The organism is Variovorax sp. EBFNA2 (assembly GCF_033802765.1).
Taxonomy (GTDB): Bacteria; Pseudomonadota; Gammaproteobacteria; order Burkholderiales; family Burkholderiaceae_C; genus Variovorax; species Variovorax paradoxus_H.
The window spans coordinates 978,498-1,003,426 of the sequence record NZ_CP138496.1; the positions used below are offsets into that span (position 1 = coordinate 978,498).

Annotated in this window: 18 protein-coding genes; 4 read left to right on the forward strand and 14 right to left on the reverse strand. The window is 68.3% G+C overall.

Annotated features, from left to right (window positions below; translation table 11 throughout):
* Positions 1-143: 143 nt before the first annotated feature.
* The 6 genes from RZE79_RS04390 to RZE79_RS04415 all read right to left on the reverse strand — a co-directional run bounded on the left by RZE79_RS04390 (position 144) and on the right by RZE79_RS04415 (position 8,325).
* Positions 144-3,056, reverse strand: coding sequence for a ribonucleoside-diphosphate reductase subunit alpha (locus RZE79_RS04390; RefSeq protein WP_319359178.1), 2,913 nt, complete (start codon positions 3,054-3,056; stop codon positions 144-146).
* Positions 3,057-3,404: 348 nt separating this feature from the next.
* The gene (gene ampD / locus RZE79_RS04395; protein WP_319359179.1) at positions 3,405-4,022 is read right to left on the reverse strand and encodes a 1,6-anhydro-N-acetylmuramyl-L-alanine amidase AmpD; all 618 of its coding nucleotides are present in this window, start codon (positions 4,020-4,022) and stop codon (positions 3,405-3,407) included.
* Entirely contained in the window at positions 4,009-5,559 is a 1,551-nt protein-coding gene (locus tag RZE79_RS04400) for a sigma-54 dependent transcriptional regulator (protein ID WP_319359180.1), read from the reverse strand. Before RZE79_RS04400 ends, ampD begins: the two co-directional genes overlap by 14 nt.
* A gap of 5 nt (positions 5,560-5,564) precedes the next feature.
* Positions 5,565-7,262 carry a histidine kinase dimerization/phospho-acceptor domain-containing protein gene (locus RZE79_RS04405; RefSeq protein WP_319359181.1) on the reverse strand — a complete coding sequence of 566 codons (1,698 nt, stop codon included), beginning with the start codon at positions 7,260-7,262 and terminating at the stop codon, positions 5,565-5,567.
* Positions 7,259-7,516, reverse strand: coding sequence for a PP0621 family protein (locus RZE79_RS04410; protein ID WP_319359182.1), 258 nt, complete (start codon positions 7,514-7,516; stop codon positions 7,259-7,261). The genes RZE79_RS04405 and RZE79_RS04410 overlap by 4 nt, the downstream gene beginning before the upstream one ends.
* Positions 7,513-8,325, reverse strand: coding sequence for an inner membrane protein YpjD (locus RZE79_RS04415; RefSeq protein WP_153280617.1), 813 nt, complete (start codon positions 8,323-8,325; stop codon positions 7,513-7,515). Before RZE79_RS04415 ends, RZE79_RS04410 begins: the two co-directional genes overlap by 4 nt.
* A gap of 120 nt (positions 8,326-8,445) precedes the next feature.
* Between RZE79_RS04415 and ffh the strand changes: the two genes are divergently transcribed.
* The gene (ffh, locus tag RZE79_RS04420; protein WP_101491166.1) at positions 8,446-9,840 is read left to right on the forward strand and encodes a signal recognition particle protein; all 1,395 of its coding nucleotides are present in this window, start codon (positions 8,446-8,448) and stop codon (positions 9,838-9,840) included.
* 65 nt (positions 9,841-9,905) lie between these two features.
* On the opposite strand, the gene RZE79_RS04425 is transcribed toward ffh, so the two are convergent.
* Both RZE79_RS04425 and RZE79_RS04430 read right to left on the reverse strand, forming a co-directional pair.
* The gene (locus RZE79_RS04425; RefSeq protein WP_319359183.1) at positions 9,906-11,045 is read right to left on the reverse strand and encodes an AAA family ATPase; all 1,140 of its coding nucleotides are present in this window, start codon (positions 11,043-11,045) and stop codon (positions 9,906-9,908) included.
* Positions 11,042-11,947 carry an RNA ligase family protein gene (locus RZE79_RS04430; RefSeq protein ID WP_319359184.1) on the reverse strand — a complete coding sequence of 302 codons (906 nt, stop codon included), beginning with the start codon at positions 11,945-11,947 and terminating at the stop codon, positions 11,042-11,044. The genes RZE79_RS04425 and RZE79_RS04430 overlap by 4 nt, the downstream gene beginning before the upstream one ends.
* A gap of 125 nt (positions 11,948-12,072) precedes the next feature.
* Here RZE79_RS04430 and RZE79_RS04435 point away from each other — a divergent pair, with 125 nt between their 5' ends.
* Positions 12,073-12,222, forward strand: a complete 150-nt coding sequence (locus RZE79_RS04435; RefSeq protein ID WP_319359185.1) for a hypothetical protein — start codon at positions 12,073-12,075, stop codon at positions 12,220-12,222.
* Between the two features lie 35 nt (positions 12,223-12,257).
* On the opposite strand, the gene mdoH is transcribed toward RZE79_RS04435, so the two are convergent.
* From mdoH to RZE79_RS04465, 6 genes are all read right to left on the reverse strand, one after another.
* Positions 12,258-14,273, reverse strand: a complete 2,016-nt coding sequence (gene mdoH, locus RZE79_RS04440) for a glucans biosynthesis glucosyltransferase MdoH (RefSeq protein ID WP_319359186.1) — start codon at positions 14,271-14,273, stop codon at positions 12,258-12,260.
* A gap of 402 nt (positions 14,274-14,675) precedes the next feature.
* On the reverse strand, positions 14,676-16,064 hold the full coding sequence (locus tag RZE79_RS04445) for a sigma 54-interacting transcriptional regulator (protein WP_101491163.1): 1,389 nt from the start codon (positions 16,062-16,064) through the stop codon (positions 14,676-14,678).
* 61 nt (positions 16,065-16,125) lie between these two features.
* A complete protein-coding gene (locus RZE79_RS04450) occupies positions 16,126-16,737 on the reverse strand; it encodes a hypothetical protein (RefSeq protein ID WP_373696536.1) in 612 nt (203 codons plus the stop codon).
* An 86-nt stretch (positions 16,738-16,823) separates the two neighbouring features.
* Complete coding sequence (locus RZE79_RS04455; RefSeq protein ID WP_319359188.1) at positions 16,824-18,251, reverse strand: ATP-binding protein; 1,428 nt, start codon at positions 18,249-18,251, stop codon at positions 16,824-16,826.
* Positions 18,251-19,612 carry a tRNA (N6-isopentenyl adenosine(37)-C2)-methylthiotransferase MiaB gene (gene miaB, locus RZE79_RS04460; protein WP_319359189.1) on the reverse strand — a complete coding sequence of 454 codons (1,362 nt, stop codon included), beginning with the start codon at positions 19,610-19,612 and terminating at the stop codon, positions 18,251-18,253. The genes RZE79_RS04455 and miaB overlap by 1 nt, the downstream gene beginning before the upstream one ends.
* Before the next feature lie 90 nt (positions 19,613-19,702).
* A complete protein-coding gene (locus RZE79_RS04465) occupies positions 19,703-20,161 on the reverse strand; it encodes a hypothetical protein (RefSeq protein ID WP_319359190.1) in 459 nt (152 codons plus the stop codon).
* Positions 20,162-20,415: 254 nt separating this feature from the next.
* Here RZE79_RS04465 and RZE79_RS04470 point away from each other — a divergent pair, with 254 nt between their 5' ends.
* Together RZE79_RS04470 and RZE79_RS04475 are read left to right on the forward strand one after the other, a co-directional pair.
* Positions 20,416-21,570, forward strand: a complete 1,155-nt coding sequence (locus RZE79_RS04470) for an efflux RND transporter periplasmic adaptor subunit (protein WP_373696563.1) — start codon at positions 20,416-20,418, stop codon at positions 21,568-21,570.
* A complete protein-coding gene (locus RZE79_RS04475) occupies positions 21,567-24,731 on the forward strand; it encodes an efflux RND transporter permease subunit (RefSeq protein ID WP_319359192.1) in 3,165 nt (1,054 codons plus the stop codon). The genes RZE79_RS04470 and RZE79_RS04475 overlap by 4 nt, the downstream gene beginning before the upstream one ends.
* The last annotated feature ends 198 nt before the right edge of the window (positions 24,732-24,929 follow it).

Sequence of the window (24,929 nt, forward strand, 5' to 3'; positions counted from 1 at the left end):
GGTTGTTATGTTGCTCGCATGCATCGCGCGACGTCAGTCAATGCCTTGATTGATTGAACGTCGCGCGCTTTTCGCTTTCGCTTTTGCGAGCACCTCGCTGATCGATCGAAGCGTCTTTTTTTCAATGACGCTTCACTTGCACATCACTGGCAGGCTTCGCAGGTCGGATCGTCGACACCGCAGAACGCGATGTCGGTGGCGGGCATCGCGCTCATCTGTGCCTTCGCTGCAGCAGCGGCGGCTTCGAGTGCACTCATGCCCGAGGGTGCGTCGTTGCCCGACGACACCGCGTTGAGACGGCCCGATTGCACCGTCGACTTTTCAGCGTGCGTCGCGCTCTGCGTGCGCAGGTAGTACGTGGTCTTCAGGCCGCGCAGCCACGCGAGCTTGTAGGTGTCGTCGAGCTTCTTGCCCGAGGCGCCGGCCATGTAGATGTTCAGCGACTGCGCCTGGTCGATCCACTTCTGGCGACGTGCGGCGGCTTCCACCAGCCACGTGGTTTCCACTTCGAACGCGGTGGCGTACAGCGCCTTCACGTCTTGCGGCACGCGGTCGATGGGACGCAGCGAACCGTCGAAGTGCTTCAGGTCCATGACCATCACGTCGTCCCACAGGCCCAGGCGCTTCAGGTCGCGCACCAGGTAGTGGTTGATGACGGTGAATTCGCCCGACAGGTTCGACTTGACCGACAGGTTGCCGAAGCAGGGTTCGATGGAAGCATCCACGCCGATGATGTTCGAGATGGTCGCGGTCGGGGCGATCGCCACGCAGTTCGAATTGCGCATGCCGTCGGCCTTGATCTTGGCGCGCAGCGTGTCCCAGTCGAGGGTGGCCGAACGGTCCACTTCGACGTAGCCGCCGCGGGCCTTCTCGAGCAGGTCGAGCGAGTCGATCGGCAGGATGCCCTTGTCCCACAGCGAGCCCTTGTAGCTCGAGTACTTGCCGCGTTCCTTGGCCAGCTCGGTCGAGGCCCAGTAGGCGTGGTAGCAGATGGCTTCCATCGACTCGTCGGCGAACTGCACGGCTTCCTGCGAAGCGTAGGGAATGCGCAGTTCGTACAGCGCGTCCTGGAAGCCCATGAGGCCCAGGCCGACCGGACGGTGGCGCAGGTTGGAGTCGCGCGCCTTCTTCACGGCGTAGTAGTTGATGTCGATCACGTTGTCGAGCATGCGCATCGCCGTGGAGATCGTCTTCTTCAGCTTTTCCTGGTCGACCTTGCCGTCCTTCAGATGCTGCAGCAGGTTCACGGAACCCAGGTTGCACACGGCGGTTTCGGTGTCGCTGGTGTTCAGCGTGATCTCGGTGCACAGGTTAGACGAGTGCACGACACCGGCGTGCTGCTGCGGCGAGCGCACGTTGCAGGCGTCCTTGAACGTGATCCAGGGATGGCCGGTCTCGAACAGCATCGTGAGCATCTTGCGCCACAGGTCCGACGCCTGGAGGGTGCGCGCGGGCTTGATCTCGCCGCGGGCGGCCTTCTCTTCGTAGGCGACGTAGGCCTTTTCGAAGTCGGCGCCGAACAGGTCGTGCAGGTCAGGCACGTTCGACGGCGAGAACAGCGTCCAGGTGCCCTTTTCCATCACGCGGCGCATGAAGAGGTCGGGGATCCAGTTGGCGGTGTTCATGTCGTGCGTGCGGCGGCGGTCGTCGCCGGTGTTCTTGCGCAGCTCCAGGAACTCCTCGATGTCGAGGTGCCAGGTTTCCAGGTAGGTGCAGACGGCGCCCTTGCGCTTGCCGCCCTGGTTCACGGCCACGGCCGTGTCGTTCACCACCTTCAGGAAGGGCACCACGCCCTGCGATTCGCCGTTGGTGCCCTTGATGTGGCTGCCCAGCGCGCGCACGCGGGTCCAGTCGTTGCCCAGGCCGCCGGCGAACTTCGACAGCAGCGCGTTTTCCTTGATCGACTCGTAGATGCCGTCCAGGTCGTCGGGCACGGTGGTCAGGTAGCAGCTGGACAGCTGCGAGCGCAGCGTGCCGGCGTTGAACAGCGTGGGCGTGCTCGACATGAAGTCGAACGACGACAGCACTTCGTAGAACTCGATGGCGCGGGCTTCGCGGTCGATTTCGCCAAGCGACAGGCCCATGGCCACGCGCATGAAGAAGGCCTGCGGCAGCTCGATGCGGGTCTTGCGCACGTGCAGGAAGTAGCGGTCGTACAGCGTCTGCAGGCCGAGGTAGTCGAACTGGTTGTCGCGCTCGGCCTTCAGGGCGGCGCCCAGGCGGGGCAGGTCGTACTGCAGCAGCTTCTCGTCGAGCAGCTCGTTCTCGACGCCCTTCTTGATGAACTGCGGGAAGTAATCGGCGTAGGCGGTGGCGCGCTCGACCGGCATCACTTCGCGGCCGATGATCTCCTTGAAGATCGTGTGCAGCAGCAGGCGCGCGGTGGCGAAGGTGTAGTCGGGGTCCTTCTCGATCAGCGTGCGGGCGGCCAGGATGGAGGCCTTGTAGACCTCGTCCAGCGGCACGCCGTCGTACAGGTTGCGCATCGTCTCGGCGACGATGGGGGCCGCGGTGATGCTGTCGCCCAGGTTTTCGCAGGCCGATTCGATCAGGCCCTTGAGCTCGTTCAGGTCGAGCGCCACGCGCTCGCCGTTGTCGAGCACGTGCAGCACCGGCGCGGTGGGCAGGTCTTGCTCGACTTGCTTGGAGCGTTCCTGCGTGCGGCGTTCGCGGTACAGCACGTAGGCACGCGCGATTTCGTGGTGGCCGCCACGCATCAGGCCGAGCTCGACCTGGTCCTGCACGTCTTCGATGTGGAAGGTGCCGCCGCCCGGACGCGAACGCACCATGGCGCGGATCACGCCTTGCGTGAGCGTGTCGACCGTCTCGCGCACGCTGGCCGAAGCCGCGCCCTGGGTGCCATGCACGGCCAGGAAGGCCTTCATCATGGCGATGGCGATCTTGTTCGGTTCGAAGGGAACGACGGCGCCGTTGCGGCGAATGATCTGGTAGTGGGCGAGGTTCTGACCGGTGGGCGAGCCCGCAGTGTCTTGTTGCTGCTGCGGCGTCGCGGGGACGGCGCGGGGGGTCGACGGGGTGTTCAGTGCAGTTTGCATTCGCTTCCTCTCGGTTGTGCAATTCTTGTTGGTTGGCAAGGCCTCGCGGGCCTTGCGTCGGCGTTGTTGCCGAACGGGAAGACACTATATCTAGGGTGTCGGCGCCCTACAAGCCACTACAGGTAGTGTTTTCCTCTGGGGCGGTCCCTGCGGAAATTGCTCCGCACTCAGCGCATCGCCAGCGATGCCGCGTGAATACTGGACCATGGTGGCGCAACCCACGCGGGGCGCGGCTTGCAAGGCGATTTGGGCCTGCAGGCCGCATGGTTGCTGCGTCGCGTGCCTGCGCTTACGAGATTGCTGCGCTGCGAGAGCGGCGCATCGCGGGCCACGGAGCGATTGAAAAAATTAGCGCGCCACCACCTGCTCGGGAAACATCTGTGGATTCCAGCCGAGCTGTTCGCGCAGCAGGCGCCAGTCGAAACCGGCGCCGGGGTCCTGCTTGCGGCCGGGCGCGATGTGCTCGTGGCCGGCGATGTGGGCGATGGCGCAGTGCTGCGCGAGCGCGGCGCAGAGGCTGGCCAGCGTTTCGTACTGCGCCTCTTCGAAGCGCTCGCCCTCGAGGCCTTCGAGCTCGATGCCGACGGAGTCGTCGTTGCAGTTGGTGCGTCCGCGCCACGACGACACACCGGCATGCCAGGCGCGGTCGTCGCAGCTCACGAATTGCCAGAGCTCGCCGTTGCGCCGCACATAGAAATGCGAGGACACCTCGAGCCCGCGGATCGACTGGAAGTACGGGTGCGCGTCCCAGTCGAGCCGGTTGGTGAAGAGCTGCTGCACCGCGTCGCCGCCGTACTCGCCCGGCGGCAGGCTGATCGAGTGCAGCACGATCAGGTCGGTCTGCGCGCCGACGGGGCGCGGGCCGAAGTTGGGCGAGGGCAGGGCCTTGGCGAAGCGGTACCAGCCGGCGCGCCAGAGTCCGTCGTCGCCGGTCGGTGGATTGGCGAGGCCGTCAGTCGTCGGCATGCGCGGTGGCGCCGTCGTCGCCGTTGGGCGTGGAGATGCCCAAGCGCGCGATGCGGTAGCGGATCTGGCGCAGGCTCATGCCCAGCCGCGCGGCGGCGGCCGTGCGGTTGAAGCCGCTTTCGTGCAGCGCGCGCACGAGGATCTCGCGCTCCTGCTGGTCGAGCCAGGCTTGCAGATCGGAAGGCAGCGGCGGCGGTGCGGGCTTGGGCTCGACGGCTGGTGCCGGTGCGGGCGCCGCAACAGCGGCGGTCGCCGCCTCGGTCGGCACGATCGATTCGGTGCGAGGCGCCACCGGCATCGCACCCATGAGGTCGATGTGCAGCTCGTCGCCGTCGTTCAGCGCCACGGCGCGGTGCAGCAGGTTCTCGAGTTCGCGCACGTTGCCGTCGAGCGGGTGCTGGGCCAGGCGCTGCAGCAGCGCGTCGGACAGGCGCGGCGCCGGCAGGCCCCCGTCTTGCGCGATGCGTGCGAGCAGCGCGGTGCACAGGGCGGGCAGGTCTTCGCGGCGCTCGCGCAGCGCGGGCACCGCGATCTCGATCACGTTGAGGCGGTAGAACAGGTCTTGCCGGAAGCGGCCGGCCAGCACTTCGGCGTGCAGATCCTTGTGGGTGGCGCTCACGATGCGCACGTCGACCGCGTCTTCCTGCGTCGAGCCGATGGCGCGCACGCTGCGTTCCTGGATGGCGCGCAGCAGCTTCGACTGCATGGCCAGCGGCAGGTCGCCGATCTCGTCGAGAAACAGCGTGCCGTCGCGCGCCGCCTGGAAGTAGCCGTCGCGGTCTTGCGACGAGCCGGTGTACGAGCCCTTCTTGGCGCCGAAGAACTCGGCCTCGAGCAGGTTCTCGGGAATGGCGCCGCAGTTCACCGCAACGAACGGGCCGTCGCTGCGCTGGCTGCAGCCGTGCACGGCGCGCGCGACCAGCTCCTTGCCGGTGCCCGATTCGCCGCGCACCAGCACGGGCGCCATGCCGCGCGCCACCTTGGCGATGCGCGACTTGACGAGGCGCATCGGCTCGGAGTCGCCGACCAGCCGGTCGAGCGCGGTGGCGCCGCTGCGCGTCACGGCCAGTGCGTCGGGGCGTTCGCCGCTGCGGCCGGCGGCTTGCGGCGCGGGCTTCTGCGGCACGACCACCGCGGCGCGGTTGGCCTGCACGGCCGACGCGACCACCGCGCGGAACTGCTTCAGGTCGACCGGCTTCGTGAGGTAGTCGAAGGCGCCGGCCTTCAGCGCCTCGACCGCGTTCTCGGCCGAGCCGTAGGCGGTCATGACCACGCAACGCTCGCTGCGCTGGTCCTTCTGGATGCGGTGGATGATCTCCATGCCTTCGCCGTCGGGCAGCCGCATGTCGGTGATCACGGCGTCGAAGCGGCCGGCCTCGAGGTGCTGCCAGGCTTCGGACACGCTGCCCGCGGCCTCCACCCGGTAGCCTTCGCGCAGCAGCGTGAGTTCGTAGAGCGTGCGCAGGTCGGGCTCGTCGTCGATGACGAGGATCTGCGCGGGGCGCGAGGCGGCGGCGGAGGGCGGGAGGGAGCTCACGGCCGCTATTGTGTCAGCCGGTTTTCGCTCGGTGCGAAGCTGACGAAGAATTCATTGCCCTCGGGGCCGCCCGGCACCAGCGCGCGCCGTTCGTAGCCGATGGTCGCGCCGTGGCGCCGGCACAGCTCGCGGCACAGGAACAGGCCCAGGCCGCTGGAGCGGCTCTCGGACGAGAAGAAGGGTTCGAACAGGTGGCGCTGCACCGCCGGTTCCAGCGGTGCACCATCGCTCCACACCAGCAACGCGGCGCGCTGCACGCCGGCTCGCTGCAAGGTGGTGATGACCTGGATCGCGCCCTCGCGCTGGCTCGCGTAGCGCGCCGCGTTGTCCAGCAGGTTCACCAGCAGGCGGCGCAGGTGCTCGGCCTCGAAGCGCACCTCGCTGCCCGGCGCGTCGAGCGCGATGCGCACGCCCTTGCGCTGCGTCTGGCGCACCCATTCCTCGGCCAGGATCTGCGCGGCCGGGTCGAGCACCAGTTGTTCGCCCAGCGACAGCACGCGCTGCTGGCGCGCGCGCGAGACGTCGAGCACGTCGTCCACGATGCGCGCCAGGCGCTGCGCGTTGTGCTGCACCATGTCGGTCAGCTTGCGGTGCGCCGGGTCGGTCAGGTCTTCGCTGAGCAGCGCGCTGGCCTGCGCGATGGCGGCCAGCGGGTTGCGGATTTCATGCGCCACCGCGGCCGACATGCGGCCCATCGCGGCGAGCTTTTCGGTGCGGATGCGGGCTTCGAGCTCGCGCAGGTCCTGCAGGAACATCACGCACAGGCTGTCGGCGCGCCGGTCGTCGGTGGGCGTGAGCCGGGTGCGCACGCGCACCTCGCGCGCCGCGCCGCGTGCCTGCGCCACCGGGATTTCTTCGGTCTGCGGCGCGCGCCGCGCGAAGGTCTGGCGCGCCAGCGCGGCCAGCGCATGCCAGGCCGGCTGGGTGTGCAGCGGGAACGGCAGCGCCAGTTGCGCCAGGCCCTGGCCGAGGATGGCGTCGGCCGCCGGGTTGACCGCATGCACCAGTCCTTCGGCGTCGATCACGAGCACGCCTTCGCTGAGCGTTTCGATCACGAGGTCGTTGACCTGCGCCTGCATCTGCGCATGGCTGCGGCTGCGTTGCGCCACCGCCTCTTCGCGCGCCAGCCGGCGTGCCAGCTCGTGCGCGAGCAGCGCCACCACGAACAGGCCGGTGCCGGTGAGGGCGGCCTGCACGAAGCGCGCAGACGGGTCGTTGGGTTGCTGCAGCCAGTGCCAGCCGGCGTCGGCCAGCAGCAGCAGCGTCACGGTGGCCGTGGTGCCCAGGCCGACGAGCAGGGTGCCGAGCACCGCGCTCATCAACACCGGCAGCGCGAACAGCGGCGTGTAGTTGACGCTGCCGCCCTGCAGCACCTGCAAGGCGCTGAAGATGCCCAGGTCGACCCCGATGGTCAGCAGCCAGAGCGTCGAGAAGCCGCGGATCGGCGGTTCGAAGTGCGCGTAGCGCATCTCCAGCCAGGCCAGCACGAGGTAGCCGCCCGACAGCACGATCGGCAGCGGCTGCACGGCCTGTCCGATGGCGAAAGCCACGCCCTGCAGCAGCACCAGCACCAGCGCCACGAAACAGCGTGCCGCCATGAAGCCGCGCCACAGCCGCAGCAGGGCGGTGCTGTCGCCGGCGCCCAGGTCGAGCACGTCCCAGTCGGTGGCCGGCTCGCCGCGCGACCGGCGCAACGAACTCATGAGGCGGCGCCGGCCTGACGGTGCGCGGCGCTGCAGTACACCGCGCCGTCCGGCCCGGGGAGTGCGTCGGCCGCGGGCAGGTGCAGCCCGCAGTGGGCGCAGCGCACCATGGCTTGCGGCGGGCCGACGGCCGGTGTGCGTTGCTGCGCCTTCCTGGCGCGTTCCTGTTGGGCGTCGCGCATCTCTTCGCGCCGGTTCTTGCGCCAGAGCCAGATCGCGACCCACACCACCGCGAGGACGAGCAGGTACTTCATGCCGGCAGGCGCGTCAGCACGACTTCGAGCACGAAGCGCGAGCCCACGTAGGCCAGCAGCAGCAGCGCGGCGCCTGCGTACAGCACGCGTCGCGCGGTGCGTCCGCGCCAGCCGAAGCGCGCGCGCCCGGTCAGCAGCACCGCGAAGCTGAGCCAGGCGAGCACCGAGAAGATGGTCTTGTGGTCCCACTTCCAGGCGCGGCCGGCGGCGCCGTAGAGCTGTTCGCTGAACAGCAGGCCGGCCAGCAGCGTGGCCGACAGCAGCACGAAGCCCGCGGTGACGAAACGGAAGGTGAGGCGTTCCAGCGTGAGCAGCGGCACGCCGGCCTGTGCATCGGCACTGGCGAGGCGGATCTGCTTTTCGGCCCGCGTGATCAGCCAGGCGTGCACCACGGCGGCGCCGAACAGACCATACGAAGCGATGCCCAGCGCCAGGTGCAGCGGCAGCCACGGCGAGGCGCTGACATGCAGCGGCGTGCCGGGGAACAGCAGCGCCAGCAGCACGGCGGCCGCGCCCAGCCAGGCCAGCGCGCGGCGTGCCTTCAGTTGCGGGTACAGGCGGCTTTCGACCGCGTAGACCGTGAGCACCAGCCACGCCGTGACCGACAGCGCCGGCGCAAAACCGAAGCGAGGGTCGCCGCCGACCAACCCATGGCCGAGCACCGCGGCATGCAGAAGCCATGCGATGCCGAGCGCCCATTGGGTGGTCTGGCGGCTGAGCCGCGCACCGGCGGCAGCGGCAAAACCGTAGGCCGCCGCGGTGGCGATGCCCAGCGCCACGCCGAGTGGGGAGGGGATCGCTAAAATCATCAGTACAGTTTATCTCCCCCAGGCTTGCGCACTTCGTGTCGCAGCGCCAACCCCCTCACCGGGGCGACGCTTTCCGATTTTCAAATAGCCCGCCGCAGCGGGCGACAAGGCATCCCGCTCATGGCCACCGCCCTCACCGAAAAGTTCTCCCGCCTCGTCAAGACGATGAGCGGCCAGGCGCGCATCACCGAAAGCAACGTGCAGGACATGCTGCGCGAGGTGCGCATGGCGCTGCTGGAGGCCGACGTGGCGCTGCCCGTGGTGCGCGACTTCGTCGCCCGCGTGAAGGAGAAGGCGCTCGGCCAGGAAGTGCTGGGCTCCCTCAAGCCGGGCCAGGCGCTGGTCGGTATCGTCAACCGCGAACTCGCCGCCACCATGGGCGAGGGCGTGTCGGACATCAACCTCGCGGCCCAGCCGCCGGCGGTGATCCTCATGGCCGGCCTGCAGGGCGCCGGCAAGACCACCACCACCGCCAAGCTGGCCAAGCACCTGATCGAGAAGCGCAAGAAGAAGGTGCTCACCGTGTCGGGCGACGTGTACCGCCCGGCCGCCATCGAGCAGCTCAAGACGGTGACCAAGCAGGCCGGCGCCGAGTGGTTCCCGAGCACGCCCGACCAGAAACCGCTGGACATCGCACGCGCTGCGCTCGACCACGCCAAGCGCCACTACTTCGACGTGCTGCTGGTCGACACGGCCGGCCGCCTGGCCATCGACGAAGTGCTGATGACCGAAATCAAGCAGCTGCACGCGGCGCTCGATCCGGTCGAAACCCTGTTCGTGGTCGATGCCATGCAGGGCCAAGACGCGATCAACACCGCCAAGGCCTTCAAGGAAGCGTTGCCCCTCACCGGCATCATCCTGACCAAGACCGACGGCGATTCGCGCGGCGGTGCGGCGCTGTCGGTGCGCCAGGTTACGGGCGTGCCGATCAAGTTCGCCGGCACGAGCGAGAAGATCGACGGCCTCGAGGTGTTCGACGCCGAGCGCCATGCCGGCCGCATCCTGGGCATGGGCGACATCGTCGCGCTGGTCGAACAGGTCACGGCTGGCGTCGACGTCGAGGCGGCGCAGAAGCTCGCGGCCAAGGTCAAGAGCGGCGCGGGCTTCGATCTGAACGACTTCCTTGGCCAGCTGCAGCAGATGAAGCAGATGGGCGGACTCTCGAGCCTGATGGACAAGCTGCCCCAGCAGATGGCCGCCAAGGCCAGCGAGGCCGACATGACCCGCGCCGAGCGCGACATCCGCCGCAAGGAAGGGATCATCCAGAGCATGACGCCGCTGGAACGCCGCAAGCCCGAACTGCTGAAGGCCACGCGCAAGCGCCGCATCGCGGCCGGCGCCGGCGTGCAGGTTCAGGAAGTGAACCGCCTGCTCAACGAGTTCGAGCAGATGCAGGGCATGATGAAGAAGATGAAGGGCGGCGGCCTCATGAAGATGATGAAGAAGATGGGCGGCATGAAGGGCATGGGCGGAATGCCCGGCATGGGCGGAGGCGGCGGCAAGCTGCCGTTCTGAGTCGCCTGCATATATAGAGACAGACAGAAGCCCGCCGGGGGATGCCCCGGCGGGCTTTGTCGTTTTCAGGCTTGCACGTCGTAGACCGTGGCGTGCGCTTCGACGGGCGCGGGCAGCTCCCAGCGGTGCAGCATCCGCTCGATGCCGGCGTTCGACAGCGTCGTGTCGCGCGTGCGGTTGCGGCGCATCAGCTCGGCGTGCGGCACCTCCAGGTACACCAGCTCGGTCTGTGCGTGGTACGCCCAGAGCAGGTCGAGCGTCTTGGTGCGCATCTGCTGGCTCAGGTGCGTGGCGTTCCACACGAAGCGTTCCTGCTTGCGCAGCAATGCCTTCGCCTGGTCGACCGCGTGGTGCGCGGCGAGCCCGTCGTTCTCGCCGTGCTTGAGGCCCAGTTCGGCGCGCGCGTCGTCGAACGACACGACCGGCCAGCCCTTGCGGTGCTGCGCCACCCAGTGGTTCTTGCCGCTCGCGGGCAGGCCGCACATCACGGTGACCTGCGATCCCGGCGTCTGGAACAGCGGGTAGTCGGGGCTGGTGTCGGCGCCGCGGAAGTAGGCCAGGCGCGTGTGTGCATCGGCCATTTTTCGTGGACCTTCCCAGCAGCCTTCTTCCTGCGCCAGCTGCTCGAAGAGCGCGATGTCGGCCAGGCTGTCGGCGCGCTTTTCATAGTGGCGTCCCACCATGTCGCAGCGCGCCACGCAGCACAGGTCGGGCAGGCTCAGCTCCCACGAGAGCTTGTGCACCAGCCACTCGGGCCGCACGCCCTTGCGCGAGGCGAAGGCGTGGAACGGTACCTGGTGCACGGCGATGATCCGGCACACGGCCTCGCGCAACGCGAACGGCACGCGGGCCTTCCACATCAGCACGCGCACGTCGACCGATCCGCGGCGCGAATGGCCCGGCTGGCCGATGCGGCCGCTGGCCTCGTCGATCACCGTGGTGTCGGGCTTGGCGATGTCGTGCAGCAGGCAGGCCATGAACAGCACGAAGCGGCCGTCGGCATCGGCGCGCTGGTAGTGCGCGTCGGCCAGGAGCGCGTCGAGCACCATGCGTGTGTGGATGCCGACGTTGCCTTCGGCGTGGTAGTACGGGTCCTGTGGTGTTTCTTCCAGGCGCAGCAGGGCCGGCAGCAGGTCGCAGCACTGCGCCCAGTCGTAGTCCTGTGAAGACGTCGGGACGAGTGCGCGCAAATCGTCGTAGGTCATCGCGGCCTCCTTGTAGTTGGTGCCAGCTCGGCTGGGTCGCGCAGCGTGCGCAGCCCCAGGTCTTGCCAGCTCACTTGCGGTGTCGGCGCGTAGAGGTCCACACCCGGCGCCATTTGGTTCGGCAGCACGGGTCGGCGACTGTGGTGCGAGCCCGAGTCGAGGATGGTCTGCACGAAGTCGGGTCGCACCCACTTGTAGCGGCCGGTCACCTCGCCGTCCGATTCGGTCTTGAGGTACAGGCCCTCGGCCAGGTCGGACAGGTCGGTCTGCTGCCGCACGAGGTCGAGCGGTTGGCCTTCGTGCGCCACCGCCTGCTCGAAGGCCGGCTTCCAGTCGACACTGCGCGCGAGCGACGGCTGCACCAGCGTGCGCAATGCCTTTGCGTTGCGCGGCATCTCGCCCTCGTACAGCACGGGCACCGACAGCACCGGGCCACCGGCCAGCAGCGCATGCCGCGCGGGCGTCGACAGGAAGCACTGTGCCTGCCGGTCGTAGATGTCGAACTCGAGGAAGAAGGCCGGCAGCCGGTCGTACCAGCAGCTGTGCTTGGCAAAGCACCACTCGCCGTACATCACGTAGCGGTCTTCGAGCCGCTCGAGCAGTGCCGCTTCATGCGCCGCGGCCCAGTGCTTGAACAGGTTGAACTGCCGCTCGCCCGCGCCGCCGGCCAGGTAGTGGCCGCGCGATTGCAGCAGCAGTTCGCCCGCCGAAGTGAACGACACGGCCGCGTTGGCGCCATCGAGTTTTTCCTCGATGACCACCTGCTGGCCGTGCAGTGCAGACAGCGGCGTCTGGCCGTCGTCGGTATCGCCGGCCTGCAGGCGCGAGCCTTCCAGATGCACAGTACGCGGGTACTTGAGCAGCGGGATCGACGAAAGAGAAAGGGAAGGGAGAGGGAACACGTTGTTCTCCAGATGCAAATCAGGAAGAACCGACAACGTGCGGGAGCGAAGCTGGAAGAGAGATCGACTCGGCGGCCGGAGCGGGCCGTGTCTGGTCAATGTGGGAACGCAGCTTGGCGCCCGACATGACCAGCAATGAAGTGGTGTTGTCGGCGTCAGAGAGTGATGACGGCGAATCGAGGCACTTGGCGCTCCAGGGGATCGAAGAGATCCGTGGGGGGATAAAAAAGGAAGGCGCGATTCTAGCTATGCGCCATGAAAAAAGCCGACCCTGAGGTCGGCTTCTTATCGGTGCTGTGTCTTCAGCGCATCAGGCGGTCGCCAGTGCCGGGCGCGCCAGGCGCAAGGCATGCATCCACGCACGGCGTAGCACGGCGGGCGAACGCGATTCCTCGGGAATCAGCAGGAAGCCGCGGTCGCGCAGCGTGGTGCCCAGCGCGATCTGACTGGTCAGCACGGTCAGCGGAATCGCCAGCAGCAGCGGCAGGCCGACAGGCATGAGCCAGATCAGCGCGCTCGGGTCGATCATGGCGACGCCGACGGCGAGCATGGCGATCACCAGCGTCATGGGGGCCAGCTGGGTTGCAGCGACCTTCCACGGCACGGCAGCGGCTTCACGCGGGGGCGACTTCCAGTCGAGCTTGATGCCGGTGAGGGCGACGAGCACGAACAGCGAGTGGGCCAGCATGCGGACCGGGGCCTGCACGATGGCCAGGCCGGCTTCGAGCACCGAGCTCTTCACGAGGCCCCACACACCACCGTACTGGCGTTGCTCGCCGCGCATCAGCACGGCAGCGATGCCCAGCACGCGCGGCAGGAACAGCAGGCACAGGGTCCAGAGCCACAGGCCGGCGAGTTCGGCGGGCAGCACGCTCCAGCTCGACACGAGGCTCGAGCCGCTCAGCCAGAGGGCGGTGCCCAGCGTCAGGAACGCAAGCCACAGCGGGGCCGAGGCATACGCCATGGTGCCGGTCACGAACATCGCGCGGTGCACGGGGTGGATGCCGGGTTCGGCCATCAGGCGGGCGTTCTGCAGGTTGCCCTGGCACCAGCGGCGGTCGCGTTGCAGCTCGGCCAGCAGGTCCGGCGGTTGCTGCTCGTAGCTGCCGACCAGGTCGGACACCAGCCACACGTGGTAGCCGGCGCGGCGCATCAGCGCGGCTTCGACGAAGTCGTGCGACATGATGCCGCCCGACATGCCGCCGGTGCCCTTGATCGGGGCCAGCGCGCAATGCTTCATGAAGGCTTCGACGCGGATGATCGCGTTGTGGCCCCAGTAGTGCGACTCGCCGAGCTGCCAGAACTGCATGCCCAGCGTGAACAGGCGACCCGTCACGCGCGAAGCGAACTGCTGTGCGCGGGCGTGCAGCGTGACGTGGCCGATGGCCTGCGTCGCGGTCTGGATGATGCCGGCGGTGGGGTTGGCTTCCATCAGCTTGACCATCGAGGCCAGGCAGTCGCCGCTCATCACGGAGTCGGCGTCGAGCACGACCATGTAGCGGTAGTCCTTGCCCCAGCGGCGGCAGAAGTCGGCGACGTTGCCGGCCTTGCGGTGCGTGCGGCGGGTGCGCAGGCGGTAGTACACCTCGACCTGCGGCTGGTTCGGGCTTTCGGCCAGTGCGGCGCGCAGGTCTTCCCAGGCGGCGCGCTCGGCGGCGGCGGTCTCGGGGTTGTAGCTGTCGGACAGCACGAACACGTCGAACTGCCTGGCGTGGCCCGTGGTGGCGACCGATTCGCAGGTGGCGCGCAGGCCGGCGAACACCGTGGCAACGTCTTCGTTGCAGATCGGCATGATGATCGCGGTGCGTGCCTCGGGGTTCATCGGATGGTTGGCGACCTGCTTGGCCGACAGCGCGTGCTTGTCACCGCGCACCGAAACGTAGAAGCCCATGAGCGCCGTCACGAAACCGGTGACGACCCAGCCCGACAGCAGGCCGTACAGGCCGATCTGGCCGTATTCGAGCCAGACGTTGTCGTAGTCGGGTTGCACGCTGGCGAACAGCGACGACGCGATCACCGTGCTCAGCAGCGTGAGCATCATGAAGGCGAGGCGGCGCTGGCCGGCGGCGCGTTCCCAGGCCTGCGGGGCCGGGGCGGCTTGCTTGGCGGCGGGGGCGCTGTCGGCGTTGCGGCCGGCGCCCAGGCGCACGAGCATGGCGGTGCCCAGGCTGTTCCAGAAACCGCGCCAGGGGCGCGGTGCCATGGAACCGCGGTTCACCGGCGGTGCGGTGACGGCGTTGGGGTGGCGTTCCTCGCGCAGCGCGCTGCGGCGCGCGAAATCGGATTCGGCGAGGACGTTGAGTTGGGAGAAGTCGTTCGGCTTCATCGTTTCATTCACCAACGTTGCTTGTCGAGGGGGGTGTCGCCAATGGCCGGAAGGCGCTTGAAGACGCAGTCCGTGGCGGCGCCGCCGACGCCCGGGAGCGCGGTCAGCGAATGGCCCGCGGCACGGGGCCGCGAGGAGGAAAACTGCTTTTGACGCAGGCCGTCGCGCTGCGGACGCAGTGCGAAAGATGGGCTGGTAAGTGCTGTCATGCCAGTACAGGGGCAAACCCTGTGCCAGCCTGGAAAAACGCTTTCAAATCAACGACTTGGCGCGACTCGGAGCTGTTTTTCGTGGGGGAGGGGCCCGTCAGGCCCCCGAAACCCCTGTTTTTGTCGCCGAATCCCGACAAGCCCTGGGGCCCCTCGGAAAACAGCCTTTCAAATCAACGACTTAGGCCTGTCGCTACTCGGCGACAGGGTCGCCGCCGGGAGCGACAACGTCCGCCTTGAAGTTGCCCGGCGTGAGCTCGTGCTTCTGCAGCAGACGGTAGAACTCGGTGCGGTTGCGGTCGGCCAGACGGGCGGCGTCGGCCACGTTGCCGTCGGTCAGCTTGAGCAGGCCGACGAGGTAATCGCGCTCGAAACGCTGCTTGGCCTCGGCATAGGTGAGCACCTCCACGCTCGGCACGCGCAGCGCGCGCTGCACCAGCGCCAGCGGGATCAGCGGCGAGCCCGACAGCGCGCAGACCTGCTCCACCACGTTGTAGAGCTGGCGCACGTTGCCCGGCCACGCGGCGGTGGTCAGCGCCTTCAGCGCCTCGGGCGCGAAGCCCGACAGCCGTTTGCCGTACTTGGTCGACAGCTTCTGCAGGAAGTGGTTCGCCAGCAGCGGGATGTCTTCGCGCCGCGCCGACAGCGGCGGCAGCGTGAGCGTCACCACGTTCAGGCGGTAATAGAGGTCTTCGCGGAACTGGCCGGCTTCCATCGCGGCGTCCAGGTCGCGGTGGGTGGCCGAGACGATGCGCACGTCGACCTCGATCGACTGGCTCGCGCCCAGCGGGCGCACCGCGCGCTCCTGCAGCACGCGCAGCAGCTTGACCTGCAGCGCGGGCGGCATGTCCCCGATTTCGTCGAGCAGCAGCGTGCCGCCGTCGGCCTGCTGGAACAGGCCCTTGTGGTTCGCGTGGGCGTCGGTGAAGGCGCCCTTCATGTGGCCGAACAGCTCGGATTCGAGCAGCGCCTCGGGAATGGCGCCGCAGTTGACCGCCACGAAAGGCTTGTCGGCGCGCGCGCTGGCCTTGTGGATGGCGCGCGCCAGCAGTTCCTTGCCGGCGCCGGAGTCGCCGCGCAGCAGCACGGAGGCGTCCGACTTGGCGACCATGCGCGCCTCGGCCAGCAGCTCGGCCATGCGGTTGCTGCGGCTCACGATTTCCGAGCGCCAGCTGTCGTCGCCGGTCTTGCTCGGCGTGGTGGTGGGCGCGCCGAGCGCCAGCGCCTGCGAGATCTTCTCGAGCAGTTCGCGCGCGTCGTAGGGCTTGGTGAGGTAGGTGAACACGCCGCGCGCCGTGGCTTCGACCGCGTCGGGAATGGTGCCGTGCGCGGTCAGCAGGATGACGGGCAGCGTCGGATGGCGCTTGCGGATCTCGTCGAACAGCTGCAGGCCGTCGCGACCGGGCAGGCGCACGTCGCTGAGCACCAGCTGCGGGTGCTCGATCTCGAGCTGCGTGAGCGCGGTTTCGGCCGACGTGACGGCCGTGACCTGGTAGCCCGCCGACACCAGCCGCATCGAGAGCAGCCGCAGCATGTCCGGGTCGTCATCGACCACGAGGAGGCGGGCGCCGGTTGTACTCATCGATCTACCTCCGTGCTTCGCACTTTGGTGCGAGCTTGTTTGGGGCGGCCCGGCACGCCGCTCATGGATTGGTTCGGCTTCCGCTGGGGGCAGTGACGGGTGCCGGCGTGTTCGGCCGGGCGAAGCTGCGCTCGATGGCGCGCAGCGCCTCGATGCGCTCGTTGAGCTGGTCGATGCGGCGCTGGCTGTCGCGCAGTTGCTGCACCTGCTTGTCGCGGTCGTCCTCGACGCGGCGTTGCTCGATGTAACGCGCCGCCAGCGCCCGCGCGAGCGGGTGCAGCGGCTGCGCCTCGGGCGCCGGGTTGCCGATCACGCGCTGCAGCAGGCCCAGCGCGCGCGCCAGGTCGGCCGGCACGCGGGTCTGCGCGAGCAGGATCGCGAGCTGCATCTGCGCCGCGGGCGTTTCGCCCTGTTCGCCGACGCGCGAAATTTCGGCGCTCAGGTCGGCACCGCCCAGCGGGCGCACCTTGTCGGCGTAGGCCAGCAGGGCCGCGACGGGGCCCTGCGTGAGCTGCGTGAACAGCGAGGCCGGCTGCGTGGCCGGTGCGCGGGGCTCGGCCTCGACCGGCACCACGCGCGGCGCGGCCACGGGCGGCGGCAGCGCGTCGGCTTCGGCCGGCGGCTTGGGCTGGGAGGCGCAGGCCGCCAGCAGCAGGGCGCATGGCACGGCCATGGCCCCGGCGAAGGTGGATCTGCGGACGAACGAAAGGAACATGGGTCGAAAAAGCGCGGGGCGGTGTTGGGTGGGGGTGTCCGGGGTCAGGTCGTGCGCGGCAGTTCGATGCGAAAGCGTGCACCGGGGCCGTCCGGCAGCAGGGCGATGCGGCCCCCATGGGCTGCAATGTACTCCTGCACGATGGAAAGTCCGATGCCGGTGCCTTTCACCGTGTGCTCGGGCTGGCGCTCGCCGCGGAAGAAGGGTTCGAAGATGCGGTCGCGGTCGCCCGCGGCAATGCCGGGGCCGGCGTCGCACACGTCGATGTGCACCGCCTCGGGCGTGCCCGACACGGCCAGCGTGATGATGCCGCCCGCGGCCGAGAAGCGGATCGCGTTCGACAGCAGGTTGGCGATGGCGGTGCCGAGCTTGGTGCGGTCGACCGTCAGCGTGATCGGCTCGCCCTCGGCGCGCACGCGCAGGCCGTGCGCCTGCCACTGCAGGCGCTGGGCCTCGATCTGTTCTTCGATCAGCGGCAGCAGCTCGGTGCGCTCGCGGCGCAGCTCGCGCGCCTCGAAGGCGGCGGCGTTGAAGCGCAGCAGCGCCTCGATCTGGTTCTGCAGCGACACGGTGTTCTGCTGCAGGATCTGCGCGACTTCGAGCTGCGCCGGATTCAGCGGGCCGGTCACGCCGTCTTCGAGCAGCGAGACGCCTTCGCGCAGCGCCGCCAGCGGCGTCTTCAGCTCGTGCGACACGTGGCGCAGAAAGCGTGCCTTGTCGGCATCGAGTTCGGTCAGGCGCAGGCGCAGCCATTCGAGCTGCTGCGACACGCGCCGCACGTCGGCCGGGCCGCGGATGTCGATCGGTTCGTCGAGCCGGTTCTGGCCCAGGCCGACGATGGCGTTCTCGAGCCGCTTGAAGGGGCGCGCGAGCCAGATGCCGAAGGCCAGCGCCAGCGACACGGCCAGCACGCTGGCGGCCACCACCTCGCGCATCAGCCGGCGGCGCGCGTTCTCGATGCGCTTGGCCAGCGCGTCGTTCTGCGTTTCGATGAGGAACTGGGCCTGCTGCGCGAGGTTGGTGTTCAGCGCGTCGAGCTCGCGAAACTGCATCGCCATCGTGCTTTCGCGCGCCAGGGCGCTGTCGGGGCTGCCGCTGAGCAGCCCTTCGATCACGCCGAGCTGGCCGCGCCACATGTCGATGCCGGCGGCCGGCAGGCCGTTGCGCTCCAGGCGCTCCAGCACCTGGTGGGCTTCGCGCGCCGCTTCATCGAAGCGGCGGCGCAGCACGGCGTCGTTGAGCACCAGCGACTGGCGACCCGCGCGCTCCATGGCCGCGCTGCGTTCGGCCAGCGACTGTGAAGCGCCCGACAGGCGCAGCGCGCGCGCGGCGGCGTCGCGGCTTTGCGTGACGAGCGCGTCGTACTGCAGCACCGAGCGCAGCGCCACGCCCACCAGCAGCGCGGTGATGAGCAAAAAGGCAAACAGCAGGAGCTGCTGGAACGAGCCCCGGACGGACGGACGTTTCGCCATCAGTGGGCGAGCGCCGTGGCGGCGGCAGCCAGGGCCGATTCGCGCGTGACCACTTCGCCGCGCAGCGTGTACGCCAGCGAGCGGGTGATGCGCAGGTCGGCCATCTGGCCCACGAGGCGGGCGTCGCCTTCGAAGTTGACGACGCGGTTGCAGGCGGTGCGGCCCATGAGTTCGTTCGCGTCCTTGCGCGAGGCGCCCTCGACCAGCACGCGCTGCGTGCTGCCCACGAGCGCATCGCCGAAGCGGCGCACGTTGCCATCGATGACGCGCTGCAGCGTCTGCAGGCGCGCGAGCTTCACCTCGTGCGGCGTGTCGTCGGCCAGCGCGGCTGCGGGCGTGCCGGGGCGCGGGCTGAAGATGAAGCTGAAGCTGTTGTCGAACTGGCAGTCGTCGATGAGCTTCATCATCTTGTCGAAGTCGGCATCGGTCTCGCCGGGGAAGCCGACGATGAAGTCGCTGCTCAATGCGAGGTCGGGGCGGATGGCACGCAGCTTGCGCACCGTGCTCTTGTATTCCATGGCTGTGTAGCCGCGCTTCATGGCCATGAGGATGCGGTCGCTGCCGTGCTGCACCGGCAGGTGCAGATGCGAGACGAGCTGCGGCACCTTGGCGTAGGCCTCGATGAGCCGGGGCGTGAACTCGTTCGGGTGGCTGGTGGTGTAGCGGATGCGCTCGATGCCGGGGATCTCGGCCACGTACTCGATGAGCAGCGCGAAGTCGGCAATTTCAGCGGTGTCGCCCATCTTGCCGCGATAGGCGTTCACGTTCTGGCCCAGCAGCGTGATCTCGCGCACACCCTGGTCGGCCAGGCCGGCGATCTCGACCAGCACGTCGTCGAGCGGGCGGTTCACTTCCTCGCCGCGGGTGTAGGGCACCACGCAGTAGCTGCAGTACTTGGAGCAGCCTTCCATGATCGACACGAAGGCGGTGGCGCCGTCGACGCGCGCGGGCGGCAGGTGGTCGAACTTCTCGATCTCGGGGAAGCTGATGTCGACCTGCGGGCGGTCGAGCCTGTCGCGGTCGTTCAGCATCTCGGGCAGGCGGTGCAACGTCTGCGGGCCGAACACGATGTCGACGTACGGCGCGCGCGCAATGATGGCCTGGCCTTCCTGGCTCGCCACGCAGCCGCCCACGCCGATCTTCACGCCCTTGGCCTTCAGGTGCTTCACGCGGCCGAGGTCGGAGAACACCTTCTCCTGCGCCTTCTCGCGCACCGAGCAGGTGTTGAACAGGATGAGGTCGGCCTCGTCCACGTTCTGCGTGGGCTCGTAGCCCTGCGCGGCGTGGAGCACGTCCGCCATCTTGTCCGAGTCGTACTCGTTCATCTGGCAGCCGAAGGTCTTGATGAATACTTTTTTCATGGGGGAGTTCTCTGTGCCCTTCGAAAAGGTGAAGGGCTGCGAGGCGCGCGTGGCGCCCGCGGATTTTTGCTTGCTTGAGGGGTGGCCGCGTTACTGCGTGTTCACCGTGTCGTTCGAGACGAACGGCCAGATGTTCAGGAACGGCTTGTTCAGCGATTCGCGGCTGGCCATGGCCTCGTCGGGCGTCAGGATCCAGACTTCGCGCAGCAGCCCGGCGGCGTCGCGCGTGTAGTTCACGAGGTACTTCTGGCCGACGATGGCGCCGGGCATCACCAGCATGTTCTGCGGGCTGCGGATGCGCGCACCGGCGCCCAGGCGATCGGCCCGGCCGTCGAGTTCGACGTCCGGGGCGCTGGTCACCATGAACTTGCCGCGCAGCGTGCCGATGGGAAAGTTGCGCCCGCCGTTGAGCGACTCGTTCTGCGTCTGCGGACGGGGCACCTCGTCCTGGGCGCTGGCGTGGAGGGAGAAAAGACCTGCGGCGCCGGCAAGGGCTGCGCAAAGAGCGAGGGAAGTGAGCGTTTTCGTGGGTGTCTTGCAGCGGTTCATGGGGTATATCCAGAGGCTGTGGAACCGGCGATTTTAGCGAGGGGGTGTTTTCCCTCATGCCGGGACGCAGCGGGTGGTGAGGGGCTTTCTGTCGACCTGCTTTACATTTCTTTACGGCGCCCATGAACACTGCGCGTCGGCCACTGCTGCAATAGTTGCTGTCAGCCCAAAGTGCACAAGAACCCATGAAGAAAACTGCCGCCTTCGCCCTCGCGGGCGTGTTGATCGTAGCCGTCGCGGGCGGCTGGTGGCGCATGTCGGGCGATCGGCCCGCCACCAAAGACACGAAAGACGCCAGGTCCGCGAACGCCGGGCCTCCCGCCGCGCTGGTCGCGCTGGCCACGGCCGAAAAAAAGGACGTGCCGGTCACCGTGCAGGTCAACGGCAGCGTGGTTTCGCTCAACAGTGTCGACCTGCGTCCGCAGGTCACCAACACCGTGAGCGCGGTGCACGTCAAGGAAGGCCAGTTCGTGAAAGCAGGGCAACTGCTCTTCACGCTCGACGACCGCAACGACCAGGCCAACCTGGCGCGCGCCCGGGCCCAGCAGAAGAAAGACGAAGCCACGCTGGCCGACCTGGAGCGGCAGTACAAGCGCAGCCAGGAGCTGCTGGCGCAGAACTTCATTTCCAAGAGCGCCAGCGACGCCACGCTGTCGCAGCTCGAGGCGCAGCGCGCCGGCGTGGCGGCCGACCGCGCGGCCGTGCAGTCGGCGCAGGTCGCGCTGGGCTACGCCACGCTGCGCGCGCCCATCGCCGGGCGCATCGGCGCCGTCAACATCTACCCGGGCACGCTGGTGCAGCCCACGCTGTCGCTGGTCACCATCACGCAGCTCGACCCCATCGCCGTGAGCTTCCCGGTGCCCGAGGGCAACCTGCAGGACCTGCTGGCCGCCGCGCGCACGCGCGCCAAGGTCGAGGCGCTGGTCACGGGCCGGCGCGAGCCGCTGTTCGGCACGCTCGACTTCGTCGACAACACGGTCGATCCGCAGATCGGCACCGTGCGCGCCAAGGCCGTGTTCGCCAACGCCGACCAGAGCCTGTGGCCCGGCCAGTTCGTCAACACGCGCATCACCGTGCGCATGCTCGACGGCGTCACCGTGGTGCCGGCCGCGGCGCTCATGATGCTGTCCGACGGCACCTCGCTGTACGTGGTCGATGCCGAGCGCAACGCGGCGCGCCGCCAGGTCAAGGTGCTGCACACCTTCGGCACCCAGGTCGCGGTGAGCGGCGTCACGCCCGGCGAGCAGGTCGTGATCGAAGGCAGCCAGAACGTGCGCCCGGGCGGCAAGGTGCGCATCGACGTCAAGGCGCCGGCCGGACCGGGCGGGGCGCCCGCCAACGGCACCACGGGCGTCACGCCCGGCAGCGCAGCCTCGTCGGACATCAAGCCGGCGCGAGAACGCGCATGAACATTTCAGAGCTCTGCATCCGCCGTCCGGCGATGACGGTGCTGCTGTCGGCGGCCGTCGTGGTCATCGGCATCTTTGCGTACTTCAGCATCCCCGTCGCGGCGCTGCCGAGCTACAACACGCCGGTCATCAACGTCAACGCGCAGTTGCCGGGCGCCAGCCCCGAGACCATGGCGAGTTCGGTGGCGCTCCCGCTCGAAAAGCAGTTCTCGACCATTCCCGGCCTGCAGACCATCAGCTCGGTGAACACGCAGGGCGTGACCTCGCTCACCCTTGAATTCGTCAGCAGCCGCGACATCGACGCCGCCGCCGTCGACGTGCAGGCCGCGCTGCTGCGCGCCCAGCGCCAGCTGCCGCAAGAACTCACGCAGCTGCCCTCGTACCGCAAGGTGAATCCGGCCGACGCGCCGGTGCTGTTCATTGCGCTGATCTCGCCGTCGATGAACCCGTCGGAGCTCAACGACTACGCCGAGAACCTCATTTCGCCCACGCTCTCGACGATCGACGGCGTGGCGCAGGTGGGCGTGTACGGGCGCAAGGCCTTCGCGGTGCGCATCAAGGCCAATGCCGACCTGCTCAACGCGCGCAACATCACGCTCGACGAACTGGCCAAGGCCGTGAACTCGGCCAACGCCAACACGCCGGTCGGCACGCTCGACGGTCCGCGCCAGACGCTCACCATCCAGGCCAACCGCCAGCTCATGAAGGCGGCCGACTTCGCCAAGCTCATCATCGCGCAGCGCAACGGCGCGCCGGTGCGGCTCGACGAAGTGGCCACGCTCGAAGACAGCTTCGAGTCGGTCAAGACCGCCAGCAGCTTCAACGGGCAAGACTCGATTTCGCTGGCCGTGCAGCGCCAGCCCAACGCCAACACCGTGCAGGTGGTGGACGCGGTGCGTGCGCTCATTCCGCGCTTCAAGGCCGAGCTGCCGCAGTCGGTCGAGATCCACATGGTCAACGACCGCTCGCTCTCGATCCGCGAGGCGGTGCACGACGTGCAGCTCACGCTGCTGGGCACCATCGCGCTGGTGGTGCTGGTGATCTTTTTGTTCCTGCACCGGCTGGTGGCCACGCTGATTCCGGCCGCCACCATCCCGATCTCGCTCATCGGCGCGGTGGCGCTGCTGTACGCCTTCGGCTACAGCCTGGACAACGTCTCGCTGCTGGGCATCACGCTGGCCGTGGGCCTGGTGGTGGACGACGCCATCGTGGTGCTCGAAAACATCATGCGCTACGTCGAGAAGGGCATGGAGCCGATGGCCGCCGCGCTGCGCGGTGCGCGCGAGGTGGGCTTCACCATCGTGTCGATCTCGATCTCGCTGGTGGCCGTGTTCATTCCGATCTTCTTCATGCCGGGCGTGATCGGCCTGCTGTTCCACGAGTTCGCCGTGGTGGTGGCGCTGGCCGTGCTGGTGTCGGCCGTGGTGTCGCTCACGCTCGTGCCGATGCTCGCGAGCCGGCTGCTCAAGCAGGTGCCGCGCAGGGAAGGCGCGCTGGACCACGAAGAGGAACATCCCGAACCCGGCACGGCCATCGGCCGCGCCTTCGAGCGCGGCTACCGCGCGGTGCACGGCACCTACATGCGCACGCTCGACTGGACGCTCGGGCACCGCGCACTCATGCTCGTCATGGCGGGGCTGACCTTCGTCGTCACGGCGTGGCTGTTCATCAGCATTCCCAAGGGCTTCTTCCCCGAGGAAGACATCGGCCAGATCCAGATCACCACCGAAGCGGCCGAAGACATTTCGTTCACCGCCATGAAGGCGCTGCAGGCGCGCGTGGCCGCGACGCTGCAGGCCGACCCGAGCGTGGCCTACGTGAGCTCCTTTGTCGGCGTGGGCGGCCCGACCGCCACGCAGAACTCGGGCCGATTGTTCGCGGTGCTCAAGCCGCGCAGCGAACGTCCGAAGATGCCGAAGGTGCTCGAGTCGCTGCGCCAGCGTTTCCGCGAAATTCCGGGCGTGGCCGTCTACATGCAGCCGGTGCAGAACCTGCGCCTGGGCGGGCGCCAGAGCAAGGCGCGCTTCCAGTACACGCTGCAAAGCGTCAACGCCGGCGAAATGGTGCCATGGTCGACCAAACTCATGGAGCGCATGCGCGCCGACCCCGACTTCCGCGACGTGACGAGCGACTCGCAGAACCGCGGCCTGCAGGCCACGCTCGAGATCGACCGCGACAAGGCCGGCGTGCTCGGCGTGGCCGTGGGCGACCTGCGCACCGCGCTGTACAACGCGTACGGCGACCGCCAGATCGGCAGCATCTACGGCGCCAACAACACCTACCAGGTCATCCTGTCGGCGGCCGACAGCGACCGCCAGTTCGAGGAAGACGTGGCGCGGCTGTCGGTGCGCAGCACCACCGGCAAGCTGGTGCCGCTGTCGGCCTTCTCGACCGTCAAGCGCACCGTCGGCCCGACCTCGGTCAACCACCAGGGCCAGCTGCAGGCGGTGACGGTGTCGTTCAACCTCGGCCCCGATGTGCCGCTGGGCAACGCGACCGCGAAGATCGACCGCTTCAAGGACGAGCTGAAGATGCCGCAGTCGATCATCACGACCTACGGCGGCGACGCGGCGGTGTTCCAGAGTTCGCAGGGCAGCCAGGCCGTGCTGCTGGTGCTCGCGGTGCTGGTCATCTATGTGCTGCTGGGCGTGCTGTACGAGAGCTATATCCACCCGCTGACGATTTTGGCGGGCCTGCCCTCGGCGGCGGTGGGCGCGTTGCTTTCGCTGAAGCTCTTCGGCTTCGACCTCACGCTGATCGCGACCATCGGCATCCTGCTCCTGATCGGCATCGTGAAGAAGAACGCGATCATGATGATCGACTTCGCCCTCGACGCGCAGCGCACCGAGGGCATGAAGCCGGTCGATGCGATCCGCGAGGCCTGCCGGCTGCGCTTCCGCCCGATTCTCATGACCACGCTGGCCGCGTTGATGGGCGCGCTGCCGCTCGCGCTGGGCCTGGGCGCCGGCGCCGAGCTGCGCCAGCCGCTGGGCGTGGCGGTGGTGGGCGGGCTGATTTTTTCGCAGGTGATCACGCTGTACATCACGCCCGCGATCTACCTGGCGCTTGATCGCTACAGCGGCAGCGGGCCGATGGTGGACCTGCCGGGCGAGGCGAAGGCCGAGGCAGCGGCCGGCGGCCGCGCCGCCTCGCACGCCTGACGGCGATTCAAAAGATGCCGGATGGCCACGCGCGTGCGCCATCCGGCCTGAAAGAACTTCTGCAGTCCTGCGAAACGTCACACCCGGGCGATCGCCATGTGAAGGCGCTCTGGCCTTCTCTTCAACGGTCCCTCCGTTCTCTCCTCCTGCCCTCTTCCCGTCCATGTGTGTGACTGGATGAATGATCGCCAGGGGTGA